This window comes from Paenibacillus sp. J2TS4, assembly GCF_018403245.1.
In the GTDB taxonomy this organism is placed as follows: Bacteria; Bacillota; Bacilli; order Paenibacillales; family NBRC-103111; genus Paenibacillus_L.
In genome coordinates this window covers 172,291-189,128 of record NZ_BOSH01000012.1, presented here as the reverse complement: position 1 = coordinate 189,128, position 16,838 = coordinate 172,291, and the positions used below count along the sequence as shown (strand labels likewise).

12 protein-coding genes and 1 other annotated feature are annotated in these 16,838 nt (G+C 48.4%); of the genes, 3 read left to right on the top strand and 9 right to left on the bottom strand.

Annotated elements, in window-relative coordinates:
- Positions 1-335: 335 nt before the first annotated feature.
- The 5 genes from metG to KJS69_RS22270 form a co-directional block, all read right to left on the bottom strand.
- Positions 336-2,342, bottom strand: a complete 2,007-nt coding sequence (gene metG / locus KJS69_RS22290) for a methionine--tRNA ligase (protein ID WP_213585995.1) — start codon at positions 2,340-2,342, stop codon at positions 336-338.
- Between the two features lie 50 nt (positions 2,343-2,392).
- Positions 2,393-2,653: a binding site (T-box leader), on the bottom strand.
- A 96-nt stretch (positions 2,654-2,749) separates the two neighbouring features.
- Positions 2,750-3,001, bottom strand: a complete 252-nt coding sequence (gene yidD, locus KJS69_RS22285) for a membrane protein insertion efficiency factor YidD (RefSeq protein WP_249730664.1) — start codon at positions 2,999-3,001, stop codon at positions 2,750-2,752.
- 242 nt (positions 3,002-3,243) lie between these two features.
- Positions 3,244-4,536, bottom strand: coding sequence for an aspartate aminotransferase family protein (locus KJS69_RS22280; protein WP_213585993.1), 1,293 nt, complete (start codon positions 4,534-4,536; stop codon positions 3,244-3,246).
- 54 nt (positions 4,537-4,590) lie between these two features.
- Positions 4,591-6,315 carry a dihydroxy-acid dehydratase gene (locus KJS69_RS22275; protein WP_213585992.1) on the bottom strand — a complete coding sequence of 575 codons (1,725 nt, stop codon included), beginning with the start codon at positions 6,313-6,315 and terminating at the stop codon, positions 4,591-4,593.
- 400 nt (positions 6,316-6,715) lie between these two features.
- On the bottom strand, positions 6,716-7,486 hold the full coding sequence (locus KJS69_RS22270) for an IclR family transcriptional regulator (protein WP_213585991.1): 771 nt from the start codon (positions 7,484-7,486) through the stop codon (positions 6,716-6,718).
- 255 nt (positions 7,487-7,741) lie between these two features.
- On the opposite strand from KJS69_RS22270, the gene KJS69_RS22265 reads away from it, so the two are divergent.
- On the top strand, positions 7,742-7,942 hold the full coding sequence (locus KJS69_RS22265) for a hypothetical protein (protein WP_213585990.1): 201 nt from the start codon (positions 7,742-7,744) through the stop codon (positions 7,940-7,942).
- Between the two features lie 155 nt (positions 7,943-8,097).
- A complete protein-coding gene (locus KJS69_RS22260; protein ID WP_213585989.1) occupies positions 8,098-9,501 on the top strand; it encodes a UDP-N-acetylmuramoyl-tripeptide--D-alanyl-D-alanine ligase in 1,404 nt (467 codons plus the stop codon).
- Between the two features lie 98 nt (positions 9,502-9,599).
- On the opposite strand, the gene KJS69_RS22255 is transcribed toward KJS69_RS22260, so the two are convergent.
- The 4 genes from KJS69_RS22255 to KJS69_RS22240 all read right to left on the bottom strand — a co-directional run bounded on the left by KJS69_RS22255 (position 9,600) and on the right by KJS69_RS22240 (position 14,212).
- Positions 9,600-10,601, bottom strand: a complete 1,002-nt coding sequence (locus KJS69_RS22255; RefSeq protein WP_213585988.1) for a Gfo/Idh/MocA family protein — start codon at positions 10,599-10,601, stop codon at positions 9,600-9,602.
- Between the two features lie 154 nt (positions 10,602-10,755).
- Entirely contained in the window at positions 10,756-12,321 is a 1,566-nt protein-coding gene (locus KJS69_RS22250; protein ID WP_213585987.1) for an extracellular solute-binding protein, read from the bottom strand.
- Positions 12,322-12,355: 34 nt separating this feature from the next.
- Positions 12,356-13,222 (bottom strand): carbohydrate ABC transporter permease, encoded by an 867-nt coding sequence (locus KJS69_RS22245; protein ID WP_213585986.1) that lies wholly within the window; start codon positions 13,220-13,222, stop codon positions 12,356-12,358.
- Between the two features lie 12 nt (positions 13,223-13,234).
- The gene (locus tag KJS69_RS22240) at positions 13,235-14,212 is read right to left on the bottom strand and encodes an ABC transporter permease (RefSeq protein ID WP_213585985.1); all 978 of its coding nucleotides are present in this window, start codon (positions 14,210-14,212) and stop codon (positions 13,235-13,237) included.
- A 245-nt stretch (positions 14,213-14,457) separates the two neighbouring features.
- Between KJS69_RS22240 and KJS69_RS22235 the strand changes: the two genes are divergently transcribed.
- Positions 14,458-16,716 carry a helix-turn-helix domain-containing protein gene (locus KJS69_RS22235; protein ID WP_213585984.1) on the top strand — a complete coding sequence of 753 codons (2,259 nt, stop codon included), beginning with the start codon at positions 14,458-14,460 and terminating at the stop codon, positions 16,714-16,716.
- Positions 16,717-16,838: the final 122 nt, after the last annotated feature.

Genomic DNA, 16,838 nt, shown 5'->3' with positions numbered 1-16,838 from the left:
TCATAATGGAAAACACCTCTTTTGTCTTGTAGTGGTACTTTGACGCTGGAGACTCAATTGCTTAAAAGCGCTGAAATAGTGGCAGGAAATGCACTTATCTCGCTCGAATGGCCCTAGGTTGGCGAAATCGCGGCAACTACATGCGATCCACAAAAATCAAAGCCTGTCATTGCCAAGAACGACAGGCTTCATTGTGACTTGAATAGCCCTTGAACTCCCTCAGGAAAATCGAGGACTCAGGAATTGCATCCATTGACTTACATCCGCTCATAGCTTGGCGTACTTCCAATCATGGCTTGGGTTACTTCCGTACATTGCCTACTTCCATGGATAGCTTACTTCACAATCGCGCCGTTGGGCATGTCAGCCGGTACGGTGGCTAGCGTCAGTTGGCTTCCCTTGGATGCCGCGAGGATCATTCCCTGGGACATTTCACCGCGAAGCTTGACCGGCTTCAGATTGGTCACGCATATTACCTTGCGGCCGACCAGCTCGTCCGGAGTATAGTACTGCGCAATGCCGGATACAACCTGACGCTGCTCAAAGCCGAGGTCCAACTGCAGCTTAAGCAGCTTATCGGCTTTCTTCACCGGCTCGGCAGCCAGCACCTGGGCGACGCGAAGCTCCACTTTGGCAAAATCGTCGATCGAAATTTCCTCAGCCCGCTCCACCTTCTCTTCGGCGGGATCCGGCTGCTCAGCCGCAGTGCCCGCTGCGTTAGCGGCGGAGTCCGGGGAAGCGGCCGCCGCCCCTGGATTGCCGGTCATCGCCGCCACGATGAATTCCACCTCGCTATCCACTTCCAGACGAGGGAAAATAGCCTCTTCCTTGCGTACAACGGTTCCGGCCGGAAGCTCTCCGAACCTCTGCAGGCTGGACCAGGCTGTCAGTTCTCCGGTTTCTATGCCCAGCTGCCTCCATATTTTGGCGGGCGTCTGGGTCATGAAAGGCTGCAGCAGCACCGACACAATCCGTAAACATTCCGCCAGATGATACATAACGGAACCAAGCTCGACATGTCGTGCTTCCTCTTTATGAAGCAGCCAAGGCTGGGTTTCGTCAATATATTTGTTCGTGCGGCTGACGAGCTGCCAAATCGCGCCCAGCGCAACGGAAAATTCCATCTTCTCCATGGCTTCCTCCGTCCTGGCTACGGCCGTAAGTGCGGTCTGCTGCAATTCCGCATCATAAGGAGTTGCATCGGAAACGTAAGCCGGAATCTCGCCCCCGAAATATTTATCAATCATGGCTACCGTCCGATTCAACAGATTCCCCAAATCGTTGGCCAAATCAAAATTGATTCTTTCCACAAAATTTTCCGGAGTAAAGGTTCCGTCCGATCCGAAAGGAACTTCGCGCAGCAAGTAGTAACGCAGCGCATCCAGACCGTAACGGTCGATTAACGTAACCGGATCGACAACGTTCCCTTTCGATTTGGACATTTTGCCATCCTTCATCAGCAGCCACCCGTGCGCAAACACTTTTTTAGGCAAGGGCAGATCGAGAGCCATCAGCATGATGGGCCAATAAATCGTATGGAAACGAACGATTTCCTTCCCTACTAAATGAACGTCGGCTGGCCAGTACCGTTCATATTTCGATTGGTCATCCGATTGATAGCCAAGAGCGGTAATATAATTGGACAAGGCATCGATCCATACATAGATCACATGCTTCGGATCGCCGGGAATACGGATTCCCCAATCGAACGTGCTGCGGGATACCGCCAGATCCTCCAGACCCGGCTTGATGAAATTATTGATCATCTCATTCCGTCTCGATTCCGGCTGGATAAAATCCGGATTATCTTCATAGTACTTCAGAAGACGGTCGGCATACTTGCTCATTCGGAAAAAATAGTTATGCTCCTTCACCTTCTCTACCGGGCGTCCGCAATCCGGACATTTGCCATCCACAAGTTGCCGCTCCAGAATGAACGATTCACAAGGAGTACAATACCAGCCCTCGTATTCCCCCAGGTAGATGTCACCTTGGTCGAGTAATTGCTTGAAAATTCGCCCAACCGGCTCCTTATGCCTTTCTTCTGTAGTCCGAATAAAATCGTCGTAGGAAATATCGAGTTTTTTCCACAGCTCTTGGATGCCGGCCACAACCTCGTCAACAAATTGCTGCGGGGCTACTCCTTTTTCCTTCGCCTTGGTCTCAATTTTTTGCCCATGCTCGTCGGTTCCGGTCAAATACATCACATCAAAGCCGCGAAGCCGTTTATATCGGGCCATCGCATCTCCCGCAACCGTTGTATAAGCATGACCGATATGAAGCTTATCACTCGGATAATAAATCGGTGTCGTAATGTAAAAAGTTTTGTTCTGATCTGCCATTGTATACCCTCCTGCTTTTTCTATATCCATGCAAAAAAAGCCCCCGTCCGTCTTGGGACGAGAGCTTGGCTCACGCGGTACCACCCAGGTTCCCCCGTTTCTTGCGAAGACGGGGCTCTGCAGCCATGAAGGCTAATCCGTTAACGCCGGAAAGCGTCATCCCCTTATAGTCCGAGCACTTAAAACGGCTCGCCTACTCGAGGACGATTTCTCCAGGATCATCTTCCACAGCGTTCCTATGCCGGTTCTCAGCTTCCCCGGCTCTCTGATCATAGGCGGCGGCTGCGTACTTATCCTTTCATTGAAAGATCCGTATGATGCGGTTTGTCGTTATTTACTCTCCGCAATAGAATTTGTTTCTATCCGGTATAATTATACAAAAATATACCTAATCCATGTAGCTCGTGTCAAGGTCGCCGGCCGTTCGGCCGCAGCTTTTCTTTAGCGGGCGGAACCGGATCGATTCCTCCCGGGTGAAAGGGATGGCATTTGCAAATCCTCTTCACGGCGAGGGCGGACCCTTTCCATACCCCGTGCACTTCAATGCTCTCGAGGGCGTATTGGGAGCAAGTGGGATAAAATCTGCAGGTCGGCGGCTTTAACGGCGAGATGAATTTTCTATAAAAAAGGATGGGCGCTTTAAAAACGGTTTTAAGCACAGCAGGCTTTTCAGTTGGGGGCGCGGTAGGATCAGCCTGGAGTTCTGTTCTTATTTGATCCTTTCTTCTAGCTCCTTTGTTCATTCCTCCGCCCCCTCATCTTTGCATGAATCCTAGTAAAACTTATACTCTAATCATGCAATACAAAAGCGGCCTTAGTCAAACTGCCAGAGGTTCGTATAACATAAACACATTAAGGGGAGCCCGAATGGGCCCCCGCTTACCCCGCTTTTACTAATCCATTACTTTTTAAGATCACGCAGAACTTCCTCGATCATTTCGAGCGTATAGTCGATCTCCTTGTCCGTATGACTGTAGCTGATATGATTCCGCTTGATGTTCATAGGAAGCTTGAAGATTCCTTTTTCCATCAAAGCGCGGCGGTAGGCTACATAGAACTCCGCATCATTATGCTGGAGGTCTGTATAATTTTTAGGCTCGAAGTTCATGAAATAGGTCGTGAACACGGAGCCGAAGCCAGCCACGTAAGCATCAATTCCGAGCCTGTTCATGATTTCGCGCAGACCTGAGCGCATTTTATCGCCCAGGCGGAATACGTGCTCATGCACCGGCTCGTTCTCCATCATCTCCAATGTGGCTATCGAAGCTGCTGTTCCTACCGCATGACCGTTGTAGGTTCCTGCGAACCAAACGTCGCCTCCCGGCTGTGTGTTAAACCGCTGCATGTACTCCTTCTTGCCCGCTACCGCAGCAATCGGGAAGCCATTGGCCATCGCTTTGCCCATCGTTGTCAGGTCCGGAGTAACTCCGGCTACCTTCTGATAGCCGCCGATATTATGACGGAATCCAGTGATGACCTCGTCAAAGATTAACAGGGCGCCATGCTCAGTGCAAAGCTTGCGAAGGCCTTCAAGGAATCCCGGCTGAGGCATAATACAGCCGATATTATGAGGAATCGGCTCAACGATCAGCGCAGCCACTTCCCTCTCATTAGCTTTGAAGGTGCGCTCTACATCTTCAAGATCGTTAAAGGTACAGATTAGCGTATTATCGATTGCTTCTTCCATCATTCCGGCCGAGCCTGGATCGCGTTTGCCGATCCTATCCCAGGAGCTGAGCATATTGCGGGCTACATAATCATGCCAGCCGTGATAGCAGCCCTGGAATTTAATGAGCTTGTAGCGCTTGGTAACTGCGCGGGACAAGCGGATAGCATGGTAAGTAGCCTCCGACCCCGAGTTACAGAATAGCACCTGATCTGCGGAAGGGACATGCTTGCAAATTTTTTGTGAGAGTTCGATCTCCAGATCAGTTGAGCCCGTTCCATAAAGGTCGGTGCGCCCCAAGGCCTCGATCACTTTATTATTAACATAAGGATGGTTATGACCGAGAATATAAGGACCAAAAGCCGCTTGATAATCAATATATTTATTGCCGTCAGCGTCGTAAATATAGGCTCCTTCCGCTTTCTTGAAAACAAGGTGAGGCTCCAGATTACGAATCGAGGTATGTACACCGCCTGGTGTATATTTAGTTGCTTCTTCATACAATCTTGCGCTTTCTTTGAACTCCATTTCGGTTCCTCCTCTTAATATGAATATATAGAAAGAAATTGCGATCCTACAGCCCTAGCCTCTGCCGACAATCGGAGGCACAAAACGCGCATCCTCCTTGTTCTCGGGGCGCAGAAAATCAAGATCGCAGCCTTCATCGGCCTGCAGCACGTGATCGGCAAACATCTTCAGGAAGCCTCTCGGATGTCTTCTGGGAAAAGGCGGGAGCTGCCGCAGCCGTTCCTGTATCGTTTCCAAGGTGAGATCAACCTGAAGCAAGCCTTGTTCCACATCCACCTCAATCACGTCTCCATTCTGCACTGCAGCCAGATTGCCGCCAACGGCCGCTTCGGGAGAAACGTGTAAAATCACCGTCCCATAGCTGGTTCCGCTCATGCGTGCATCGCTGATTCTCACCATATCGTCGACGCCTTCCTTTAAGAGCTTGCTCGGGATAGGAATTTCTCCCCACTCCGGCATTCCCAAGGCGGAAGGTCCGCAATTTCGCAGGATTAGCACGGTTGAAGCGTCCACATCCAGATCATCCCTGTCGATTTCTTGAAGCATAGTTTCATAGCTGTCAAAAATATAAGCCTTCCCGCGGTGCTTCCAAAGCTTCTTGGAGCTGGCCGAGAGCTTCAGAATCGCTCCCGATGGAGCCAAATTCCCTTTGAGCACTTTAATGCCCGATTCTGCCTTAAACGGATGGTCCAAAGAAGTGATAATCTGCGGATTGTCCGTTTCTGTCGTATACACTTCCGCAAGTGGCTTGCCTAGTGCCGTCAAGCATTCGCCATCCAGCTCGGGCAGCAGTTCATGGATGACCGCCGACAGTCCCCCGGCATGAAAATAGTCGTCCATTCCGAACTGACCGCTTGGCTGCAGGTTAACGAGCAGAGGGATACGGTCTGCTATTTCTTGATACTGCTTCAGGCTAATTCGAATCCCCAGTCTTCCGGCTATAGCGGTCAAATGCAGGACAGCGTTCGTCGAACCGCCGAGAGCAGCCAATAATTTGATCGCGTTGTGAAACGCCGCTTCCGTCATCAGCCTGGAGGGAACGAGCCTTTCTCTCACCATGGCGACGATCCTCTTGCCTGTTTGTTCGGCGGCTATTCTTCTTCTGGAATCCGTCGCCGGAATATCCGATGTCCCGGGGAGCATCATGCCCAATATTTCCGAAAGATTCTTCATCGTGGACGCGGTGCCCATGACCGGACAGCCGCCGAAGGAGCAGGAAATGCCCTTCTCCAGCCCCTTCATCTCCTCCGCCGAAAGCTCTCCAGCCTTATACATGTCCATATATTTCCATAAATCGGTTCCATAATGGACTGGCTTTCCTTTAAAATAGGCAGTCGATCGGTGCCCTGCAGCCAACTGCAGCGTGGGAAGATCACAGCTCGCCGCTCCCATCAGCTGGGCGGGTGTTGTCTTGTCGCACTCACAAAGCAGCACAATCCCGTCGAGCGGCAAAGAACGAATCATCTCCTCTACGTCCATCGACATCAGATTTCTGTAGGGTAAATCGGAAGGCTTGTTAAAATCGGCCGCTGTCGTAATCGTATGCATTTCTACGGGATATCCTCCCGCGGCCAGTACCCCTTTTTTAACATATTCAACAAGCTCTTTATGTGGAGCGTTACAACTATTCAAATCGTTCCATGAATTAAAAATCCCGATAATCGGCTTGCCAGCGTACGATTCCGGATCATGTCCGCAGGCGCGCATAGCTGAAGCATGCTGGAATCTCGTTTCAAAGGACGGATGATTAAACCACTCTTCACTCCGCAAGCGCATCATTCATTACTCCTTATTACTAAAATAATGGGAACCAGACTTCTTTCATATAATAAAGTTTTGGTTCAGAATATGAATCACTTCTTGCATAAGTTCCAAATATTGAATAAAATTTAATATAGTGATTATTTGTCAAAATTATCATAGCCTTCGACCGTTGTCAATTCCTTTTCTCGAACAGATACGAGTTCGCAGGCTTGCTGAATAGCAAACGTTGGGCACAAGAAAGAGCAGGCCGCTATTGCGATCTGCTTTTTTTTTTCATTTCATCCTACTTCCTGTTAAGTCCTTTCACCTTCTTCTAAATTCTTTCCAAACTGCAACCTTAACTTCCGAATGACAAATTGATATGCTGAATTCTATATATAACTAATCTCTTTCTCCTTCTTCCTTCATACTCCGATTAACGGTTGGAATAGCCCATTTCTTGCGAGATCCGCAAGGCGGTTTCCTTGATCGTTTCTCCGATAGCCTGGAATTTAATCGCAGGCAAATCCTTGCTTAATGCCGTCAGACTAATGGCAGCAATCACACGGCCATTCTCATCAAAAACCGGCGCCCCTATACAGCGGATTCCTTCTTCCATCTGCTCATCCTCAATAGAATAGCCATGCTGTCGAACAAACTGCACATCTTCCATCAATTTATCCAGCATGAGCTCTGGTCTCGTCTCCGAAGGCCCTACAATAACGTCAATTGCGGCGGTAATCTCCTTATCGGGCAGACCGGACGCCAATGCCTTGCCTACGCCTGACAAATGCAGCGGCAGTGCTTGTCCTGCTATAGTGGCAAAACGGACGAAGCCGTCCCCTTCGCATTTATCGATATAAACCGCTTTGTAATTTGCCATGATGGCCAAATGAGCCGTGAAGGGAGTTTCTGCTACCAATTTGATCAAATGCGGGTGCGCAATCTGCTTAATATCGTTCTGCTGATAATAATTCATTCCCCAATACAATACCCCGTGGCCGAGAATATATTTGCCATCCTCCTGTTTTTCGATAAGCGAATGACGCTCCAGCGTGTTTACTATGACAAATACCGTCGTTTTAGGAATATTAAGCTCGGTATGAAGCTCGTTGATGTTCATTCTTTCCTTTCTAGAGATGCAATTCAGTATTGTAATTGCCTTTTCAATTGCAGGCACGGAATAATCTTTTTTTGGCTTGGCCATGTTCGCACTACCCCCTCATATGACAACATACTATCACAGGAGAACAAAGACCCTCAACAACAACTTTAATGTTAATCGAGATTATTGAATGCAATCATTAGCATAGTTTAATCGTAATCGTTTATACCCCGATATTCAGCATACAAAATACAAGTCAACATATGAAATAACGAATTGAGGAAGCTTGTCTGTGTTTAATAAGGAAGCCTTCAGCCCATCCTGTAACTATATATCGCATTGGATGGAGGAGCAGGAATGGTATCGGTTAACCAAAAACAGTGGATCGCCGCCTTGAGAGGAGAATGCCCGCGGATTTCTTTCTATCAAATGATTAAAGGAAAGCCATTCGCTGAACTTTGCCGTTATTACGAGCACGGAATAGGGATCCGCAGCTTCCAGCATTTTGCGGATCAGGCCGCCAAGCTGGAGAGGACGTATATGCCTGCTGAGTATTAGCATTTTTTCTTCCTCCCTGATCGTGGATGGTTTCCTTGAATCCCATCTTCTGGTAATGTGGATTGTATATAATGCCATAGTAAGCGATATGCTTACAACTAAATTTCCATGAAGGGCGTTATTCTATCCTACCTGTAGACTGTGAGGGGCTTTGCATGATTAACAGGAAGCTGTATGAAATCGAAAGAATGAGTGAAGGAATGATCAGTGATTCCGCTTGGAATTTTCTTTCCGTCGTTGGCGTCAGCACCGATACGAGAACATTACAGCCGGGGAATCTATTTATCCCTATTGTGCGTACCCAGAACGGGCACCGATTTGTGGAGGAGGCATTCCGCAAAGGGGCCGTGGCAAGCTTATGGAGCCGACACGAGCCTGATCCGCCTCACCAGGTTCCCTTGATTTTCGTGGACGATCCCCTTTCCGCCCTTCACCGTCTGGCCTCCCGGTATAGGCAGGAGCTCAACATTAAAGTGGTCGGAGTCACCGGAAGCAATGGGAAAACAACAACCAAGGACATGATCGCTTCCGTCCTTTCCCGTTGCAGACGAGTGTGCAAAACGGAAGGAAATTTGAATAATCATTACGGACTTCCCTTGACGCTGTTGCAGATGGAAGAAGGTACGGAAATTGCGGTTGTAGAAATGGGGATGAGCGGGGCAGGAGAAATCAAGCAATTGGCGAGGATCGCTCGTCCGGATGTAGCGGTTATCACGATGATTGGTGAAGCTCATCTGGCCTCACTTGGTTCCAGAAAGGCCATCGCCTCGGCCAAACTGGAAATATTAAGCGGCCTGGCGCCCAACGGTACCCTCCTCTTTAATGGAGATGAGCCTCTGCTTGAAGAGGTGCTTGCCGAGATCGCTCCTCCCGACACCATTCGCAAGCTTCGTTTTGGGCTGGGTCCAGCCAACGATTATTCTCCTGCCGACATCCGAATCGATTCGCAGCGAACAGAGTTTAAGGTTTGCGGCCGATCGGATGATCGTTATGCCGTTCCGCTTCCCGGCAAGCATTATGCGTGCAATGCATTAGCGGCAATAGCTGTCGCTGATGGGTTCGAAATTCCCGATGCGGATATCCAAGAAGGGCTCGCTTCCGTTCATCCTTCTGGAATGCGAATGGAAGTTAAACGGTCCGTTACGGGATTAACTGTAATTGACGATGCTTTCAATGCAAGCCCCTCGTCGGTAAAGGCCGCTATCGAAGTGTTAAGTGACATGCAAGGGTTTGCCAATAAAACGATTGTGCTGGGAGATATGCTGGAGCTCGGGCCGGAGGAGAAGGAAATGCACAGGGCAATCGGCCGCTTGCTTTCCCCTGAAACGATTGATTTCGTCTATACGTACGGCGAACTGGCAGCTTATATTGCGGAAGAGGCCAGAATAAGGTTCGGGACGCAGCGAGCGCTATCCTTTCAGGATAAGCCGTCGCTAGCCGCCCATTTACTTGCAGATTCCTCTCCTGACAAAGTTGTTCTCGTCAAAGGTTCTCGAGGAGCCGGGATGGAGGAGATCGTTCAACAGCTGCTTGCTGATTCCGATCTCCAAGACTCCTGACGGAAGAATACCCGGATGATCTTACAAACCCATATTTGCTGCGTGGTTCGTGCCCAGAGGCTCGGTTTGGGTGCTGGTCAAAGTTGTCACCAAGGGCGTTAGTCTGCTGGGCTGCCAATCGAAGAAGCCAGAACAATCTCTCTTTTCTGCTCATGAGATTGATAGACAGCTTCCACCACTTCTACAATTTCGCGAGAATAGTACATGGAGCATTCCGGCTGACGGCCCGTCTCGATGCTGGTAATCAAATCGCGAAATTGAAGGACAAACGGCTCCGCCACCGCTTCTACGGGAACCGGCACGAACGCTCCGTCCCGACTGATCCACAGGCCCTGTCCGATAACGAGTTTGGCCATTCCGCCGGTAAAAATTAGCTCGGTCTCGTTCTTCGAGACGCCGCCGTAGCCGCTCTGAGAGATGGTAGCCGGCAGGCCATCTGCATTCTCCAAAAAAATGATACCGCTTCCTTCAATATCCCCTCGGTTCCCAAAATAGCTGACGGAAGCCCTGACACCCGTAACCGGACTGCCTCCAAGCCAGCGGAATTTGTCAATCGAATGCGAGCCGAGGTTAGTTAATATTCCGCCGCCCGCTTTGGCTTTTTCGAAAAACCACGCTGGCCGATCCGGCCGAAAATAGGGAACGTGCCTTATATCGTTAATCATAACGAGTCGACCCAACTCGCCGCTCTCAATTAATTCCTTCGCCTTCTGATTTTCCGGAAAATAGTGCTGGGTATGCCCGACCAGAAGCTGCACGCCGCTCGCCTCAATTGCCTCGATAATGTCATCGCATTCGCTGACGGACATGGCCATCGGTTTTTCTAACAGAACGTGACAGCCTTCACGAGCACAAAAAACTGCCGCATCTTTATGTAAAAAATGAGGAAGAGTCACTATAGTTATGTCCGGCCGCTCCTGCTTCACCATTTCCCGATAGTCCGTATAGGCCCGTATTCCGAATTGCTGTGCGAGCTGTCCTGCCCTTCCTTCGTCAATCTCGGCTAAAGCTACCGGCTCCAACTCCCTTGTGCTTTTCATCGCTTGCAGATGTTTGACGGCAATGCCGCCTCCCCCTATTACGGCTACACGGTAAGTCATTCTCATCGCCTCCCCGGCTATTTTGGTCGCGAATTCTCCTTTATCGTAGCACAATACGATAGAAGTAACTTCCCTATTAGTAAATTTCGGGAAGTTCTATTCGTCAAAACAATCAGGCGGAGTTTCTCCGCCTGATTCAGGTATTGAATTCAGCTTAATTCAGCTTGGTGTTAGCCGCCCGCTCAAAAGCAATTCTATAAGTTGCGAGTACTTCCTCAAGACCGAGCTTGTAGGCTCCTTCCACATATCTATCCCATTCGTCCAGACTTCTTTCGCCAAGAATAAATTTACTGATCGTTTCGTTGCGGTTTTTTTGCACTGCTTCGCCTTTGGTTGAAATCAACTCCTGTTCCTGCTCGCTAAAGGATGGCAGCGGACGCAGAACGTCATCGTACTTTCTCGCTTCCTCGTAAGCCTGCTGCAGGTCCTCAGAGGACATGGCCAAATGGGCGTCATAATCAATCCAAATGTAAGCTCCGTTGGTTGACAAATTAGTCCGCTTACGAAGATCAGTCAAATCAATGAAATCGGATTTGATCTTCCTCTTGCCGTTCTCTACCTCATACGTTTCTCCTTCGATCCCCCAGCTCAGTATATCTTTGCCTTCCTCCGAATAGAACCAATCCATATATTGCATTATTTCCGGGATATGTTTGGAATTGGAGCTGACCGTCATTCCCGAATAGTTTGTATGAGTATAGGCGTTGAGCGCCTTGCCGTCCGGTCCGGCCGGCGGGGCCATAAATTGCATATTAAACTCTGGATTTTCCTTCCGCATCGCTATATTGAAAAAGTCAATCCGGCTAATATAGTCTATCGTAATAAACGATTGATTGGTCGATATCATATCCTGCCATTGTTTCGTATCGACCGTGAGCCAATCCTTCGGCATCAAGCCGTCTTTATAAAACTTATTTAAATACCCGATCATCGTTTTGTAACTATCTTCAACCGGTCCGTACTTGATCTCTTTGGTGGCTTCATCCACGTAATACCCTTCATTCGTCAAAAAAGCCGGGGATAAATTCCGCAAAATCTCCAGGTTATTCCCCGTCCGGAATGTAAACGGATAGCTGTCAGGGTACTCCTCCTTCAATTTCTTCAACACCTCGTACAGCTCATCATAGGTGGTCGGAGGCTGAAGATTATGTTTGGTGAATATATCTTCCCGATAAAGCCAAATCATCCGGTTCGTCTCCCCAATCCCTTCGTTAGGGAAAACATACAGGTTGCCGTCGGCCGCCAGCGTCGACTTGACGACATCCGGGTATTGCTCCATCCATTTTTGAAAATTCGGCATAAGCTCCGTATATTCAAGAATGTTGGCGAGCGCCCCTTGCTGTCCGTATTTGTTCGCCTGGTTCAGAGAAAGCATGAACGTGATATCAGGCATATTGCCGGAAGCGACGTTCAGATTAATCGTATCATCCAGCTTTCCGGACGGAGTCTGCATATTTAGAGAAACACCCGTTTTTTCCTTAATGATTTTCCAGACCAACGCATTCTTATCATAAGGCCAGTTAGGATGCGATTCCGTAAGCATCGTAAACGTCTGTTCCTTCTGTACCGGGGCGGTGCTTACCTTGGGCTCTGTCTCCCCTGCCGCTCCCGGAGTGCCGGCCGGATTACCTCCTCCTTGATGCTTGTTGCCTCCTGAGCATGCTGCCAGCATGGATAACGCCAACACTGAAGACATTGCGACCGATACGCTTTTTTTCATAGCCATAACCTCTCCCTTTTTGTCATATTTTTATCTACCCCTTGACCGCTCCGATCATAACGCCTTTAACGAAATATTTCTGAAGAAACGGATACAGCAGCAGGATAGGAAGCGTCGAAACCATTATGGTAGCGAACTTTAAAGATTCCTCGACAACCATATTATCGCCGCCAATACTCGTCACGTCACCGGAATTCATCTGTCCGGCCAATACGATATTTCTAAGCACGACCTGAAGCGGAAACAGCTCCGGGTCCCGTAAATATAACAGCGGCAGCATAAAGTTATTCCACATGCCGACGGCGTAGAAAAGACCGATTGTCGCAAACACAGCTTTGGACAAAGGGACGACGATGCGAATGAAGATGCCAAAATCGTTGAGCCCGTCCATCTTGCCGGACTCTTCCAGCTCCAGCGGAATTCCGCCAAAAAACGTGCGCATAATAAGCAAATTCCACGTACTGACAGCACCGGGAAGCACCATCGCCCAGACCGTATCCATAATTCCCATCGATTTGACGACCAGAAAGGTCGGGATCATCCCGCCGCTGAAAAACATCGTGAACACGATCAGCAGTGTAAAGCCGCGATGAAACGGCATATCTTTCTTAGCCAGCGCATAGGCTCCCAGTGCGGTTATCGCCAGCGATATCGCTGTACCAAAACTAGTGTAAATAATCGTATTGACATAAGACTTGAGAATCCGGGAATCCTGAAGCACGATCTGGTACATGTCAAAATTCAACCCTTTAGGATACCACGTCACTTCACCCTTCATCACATAGATGTTCTGGCTGAGAGATACCGCAATCATATGAACGAACGGATAGAGAGTAACAAGAACTACTCCGCACAGAATGAACGTGTTGACAACAGCAAATAAAGACAGCTTTCTTTTCATAGCGGGCCCTCCCTACCACAGACTCGTTTCGCCAAGCTTCCGGCTCAAATAATTGGTGGAATAAATAAAGACGAGACTGACGACGCCGGTGAACAGATCAATGGCGGCCGCATAGCTGAAATTGCCTTGCATCAGCCCGGTGCGGTAAACATAAGTGCTCAAAATATCCGCTGTTTCGTAAGTGGCCGGGTTGTACAACAGGAACACCTTCTCAAAGCCGATTTCCAGCACTTTGCCAACATTGAGTATAAACAGGATAACGATTGCCGGGGCAATTCCCGGCAAAGTGACGTTCCACAGCTTCTTCCAGCGGGAAGCCCCGTCGATCTCCGCCGCTTCGTAGAGCATCGGGTCAATCGATGTTAGCGCTGCCAAGTAAATGATCGTCTCCCAGCCGATATGCTGCCATATCTCTGATACGACATAGATAGATCGGAACAGCTTCGGCTCCACCATGAAGTTAATGGACTCAAAGCCTAAAGATTCAATAATCTTATTGATCATTCCTCCCGAGGGAGAAAGAAAAAGAATAACCATGCTCGCCACGACCACATTGGAAATAAAATGCGGCAGATAGCTTACCGTTTGTACAAATCGTTTGAATACTATCGTCTTTACTTCATTCAGCAGCAGAGCGAGCGCGATCGGAGCGGGAAACCCGAATAGCAGCTTATAGAAGCCCAGCAAGAACGTATTGCGGAGCAAAATTGGGAAATCGGGATTTTGAAAAAACATGATGTAATATTTCAAGCCTACCCAGTCGCTCGCCCATATTCCTTTATACAGGTTATAATTTTTGAACGAAATGACGATGCCGAACATCGGCAAGTATTTAAACAACAAATAATAGAGTAAACACGGAACGAACATGAGAACTAAATATTTTCCTCTGATCCATTTGCTGGATAGCCGCGATTTTTTGTTAGGACCGGGGTTCGTTGGACTTCTTTGCCGAATGCCGGTCTGCTTTGCCGATTCTGTCCATTCCATCGGGGTCATCATCCTCTCCTTGCCTTATGATAACGTTATCTTACCCGGATAGGGCCCCGTGGGGAATGGTCAAAACTTTAAAGGATTACCAGAATTACTGGAATCCATAATATTGCTAACTTCTTAAAAGAATGAAGATACCCTTTCCCGGCGCCATTCTTCCCATCGTTTCCTTCTAATGATATAATTTTGGCAATTATACACAATAATTATAGTCGATCAAGGAGACAGGAGATTTGCTATCCATGCTGAAATCACTTTTTAAAACCAGGGGACATTCTTTATTTTTCAAATTGCTCACCAGCTTCATGACTATCATTCTGCTGCTGGTCTCCTTTAACGTGATTTCCTATCAATTCTTCCTGTCCAACATTCAGGAGGAAATTATTAAAAATAACCGTCTCAATATGAGCGCGACGGCTGAAAATATAGAGAAGCACATCAAGCTGGTCAAAAACATGGGCTTCGGCATGTATTTTAACGATAAAGCCCAAATATTAATCCGTTCCTCTGATCAAATCAACTACGATATTGTTTATCAAGTTCGTAAAGATTTGCAGCATACGTTAAATACGTCCAATCTGTATTTAAATAATATTATTTACTATTTAGTTGACAGCGGACTAATTATTGAGAAGGACGGGACGACGACAGCAGATAAAATGTTCTCCAAATTTTATGCTAGCGGACAGTATTCTCTCGACTTCTGGCAGCAGGAGCTGGATAAGCCGTTCATTTTTAAAGTGTATCCGGTCGCTCCTTTTGTGGAGTATAACCTGGAGAACGAAGTCCCCAAAGGGCAGCTTATTCCCGTGCTAATTAAAAACAGATACAACTCCAGCTTCGTCATTCTGGCGCTGCTGGATGCAGAACCGCTCTTTCAGTCCTTTCACCAGGCAGGCCAAGACGAGAAGTTCTATATGGTGGACGATCAAGGTCTGACCTTATACAGTAACACTGAGGAGCCTTCTGACGGGATAACGTTAATAGAGCCCGCCATCCACCAAACCTATTTTAAAAAAGGATCTTATTATTATTTTTATCAGCGCGGAGAAGAGAGCGGTTACGGATACTGGTCGATCATTCCCTATGAGAAAATATCTGCGCAAATTGTTCGCTTAAACGTCATTCTCATTGCACTGCTTGCTTTAGCGATCGTCATCGGACTATCGACGTCGATTTTCTTTACTCGAAAGTTTAATCATCCGTTGACCCGGATTATTCGTTCTATCGAGCAGCTTCAATTCTCGGCCGCTCCCCGCAGCCAAATTCGGGAATACGATTGGATCAGCGACAAGCTCAGTGATTTGATGGAGAAGAATAAGACGATTAACGCAGACCTGTCGAACAAAAATTCACTGCTCACCTACTACGCCTATATCGACAAGTTAAAAAGTATTGAAACCCAGGTGAAGGATATCAAGCTGCCGCTGGATAAGAATCGACCGTTTCAGCTCGTCTTGTTTCAGTTAACGTTCCGGGAGCTTGTTACACGGGAATTGGACATTGCCCCCAACCGGGCGGCCTATTTCATCCGTGAATTCATTCACTCGGAATTTAGCCGGGCGTTTAAAGAAGCATTTACGTTTCAGGTGGAAAAGGATAAGATTCTGTCTCTTCTCTTCTTGGATGAGGAAGGCGATTCGGAGCTGGATGATTCTCTGCGAAGTCTGAAGCAAGCCTTCGACCTGGACCGTTCCTATTGTACGGTTACGATCGCGGTCAGCGCACAGCATCACGAAGCTGCCGCTTTCACACCTGCCTATGAAAGGCTGCTCACTATGATCGCACAAAGAAAGCTGGGGGAAGAAACGCAGGTTATCGACCATCTGGACGAACGACGGAAGACTTATCGGCTTAACGCTGTGGAGGAGCAGGAATTTACCAGCAATCTGTTAGCAGGCAATGAAGCGGCACTAGCTCCTATCATTCGCCGGATGCTGGCCGCAATGGCCAAAAAAGAGGCCACTCTGGAGCAATTCCGCGACTTCTCCCAAGAAATAGTCAACAAGGTGCTTCATGTGCTTCGCTCCATGAATGCGGATGCCGTCGGGCGGATGGAAGTGACTTACTCGACCGAACAGCTGGAGCAGTGCTTGACGCTGGAGCAGTTCGAGAAGTTTTTTGACGATCTGCTTCCCGAGGTGGCGGGACACATTAAACAGAAGAGAATGCAGAACGATCCGATTACCGGATTCGTGACCCAATACGTGGAGAATCATTACCGGGAGGACATTTCCCTGGACCTGTTAGCCGATAAGCTGAACATCACCGGCGCTTACTTGTCTACTTACTTTAAAGAAAAACGGGGAATCAATTTCAGTGATTACGTCAATACCTTCCGGATGGACAGAGCGAAGGAGCTGCTGCGGGAGACCGATTTAAAAATCCAGGAGGTCGCCGTTCAAGTAGGCTATCAGAACGTTAATTCGTTCATTCGGATCTTCAAAAAATTTACCGGTGTTCCCCCAGGAGAGTTCCGCAAGGAAAGCGGGAGGATGTAGTGGTAAACTGCCTGGCAAGCCGTCTATCTGCACGCTGTAGCGAAGTCGGTCGGTCATCACCTTGCCAAGTTTCTCGCCCCAAGGAGAAGGAGCCCTGCTAACGCATTGGGCTCCTTTGTCCT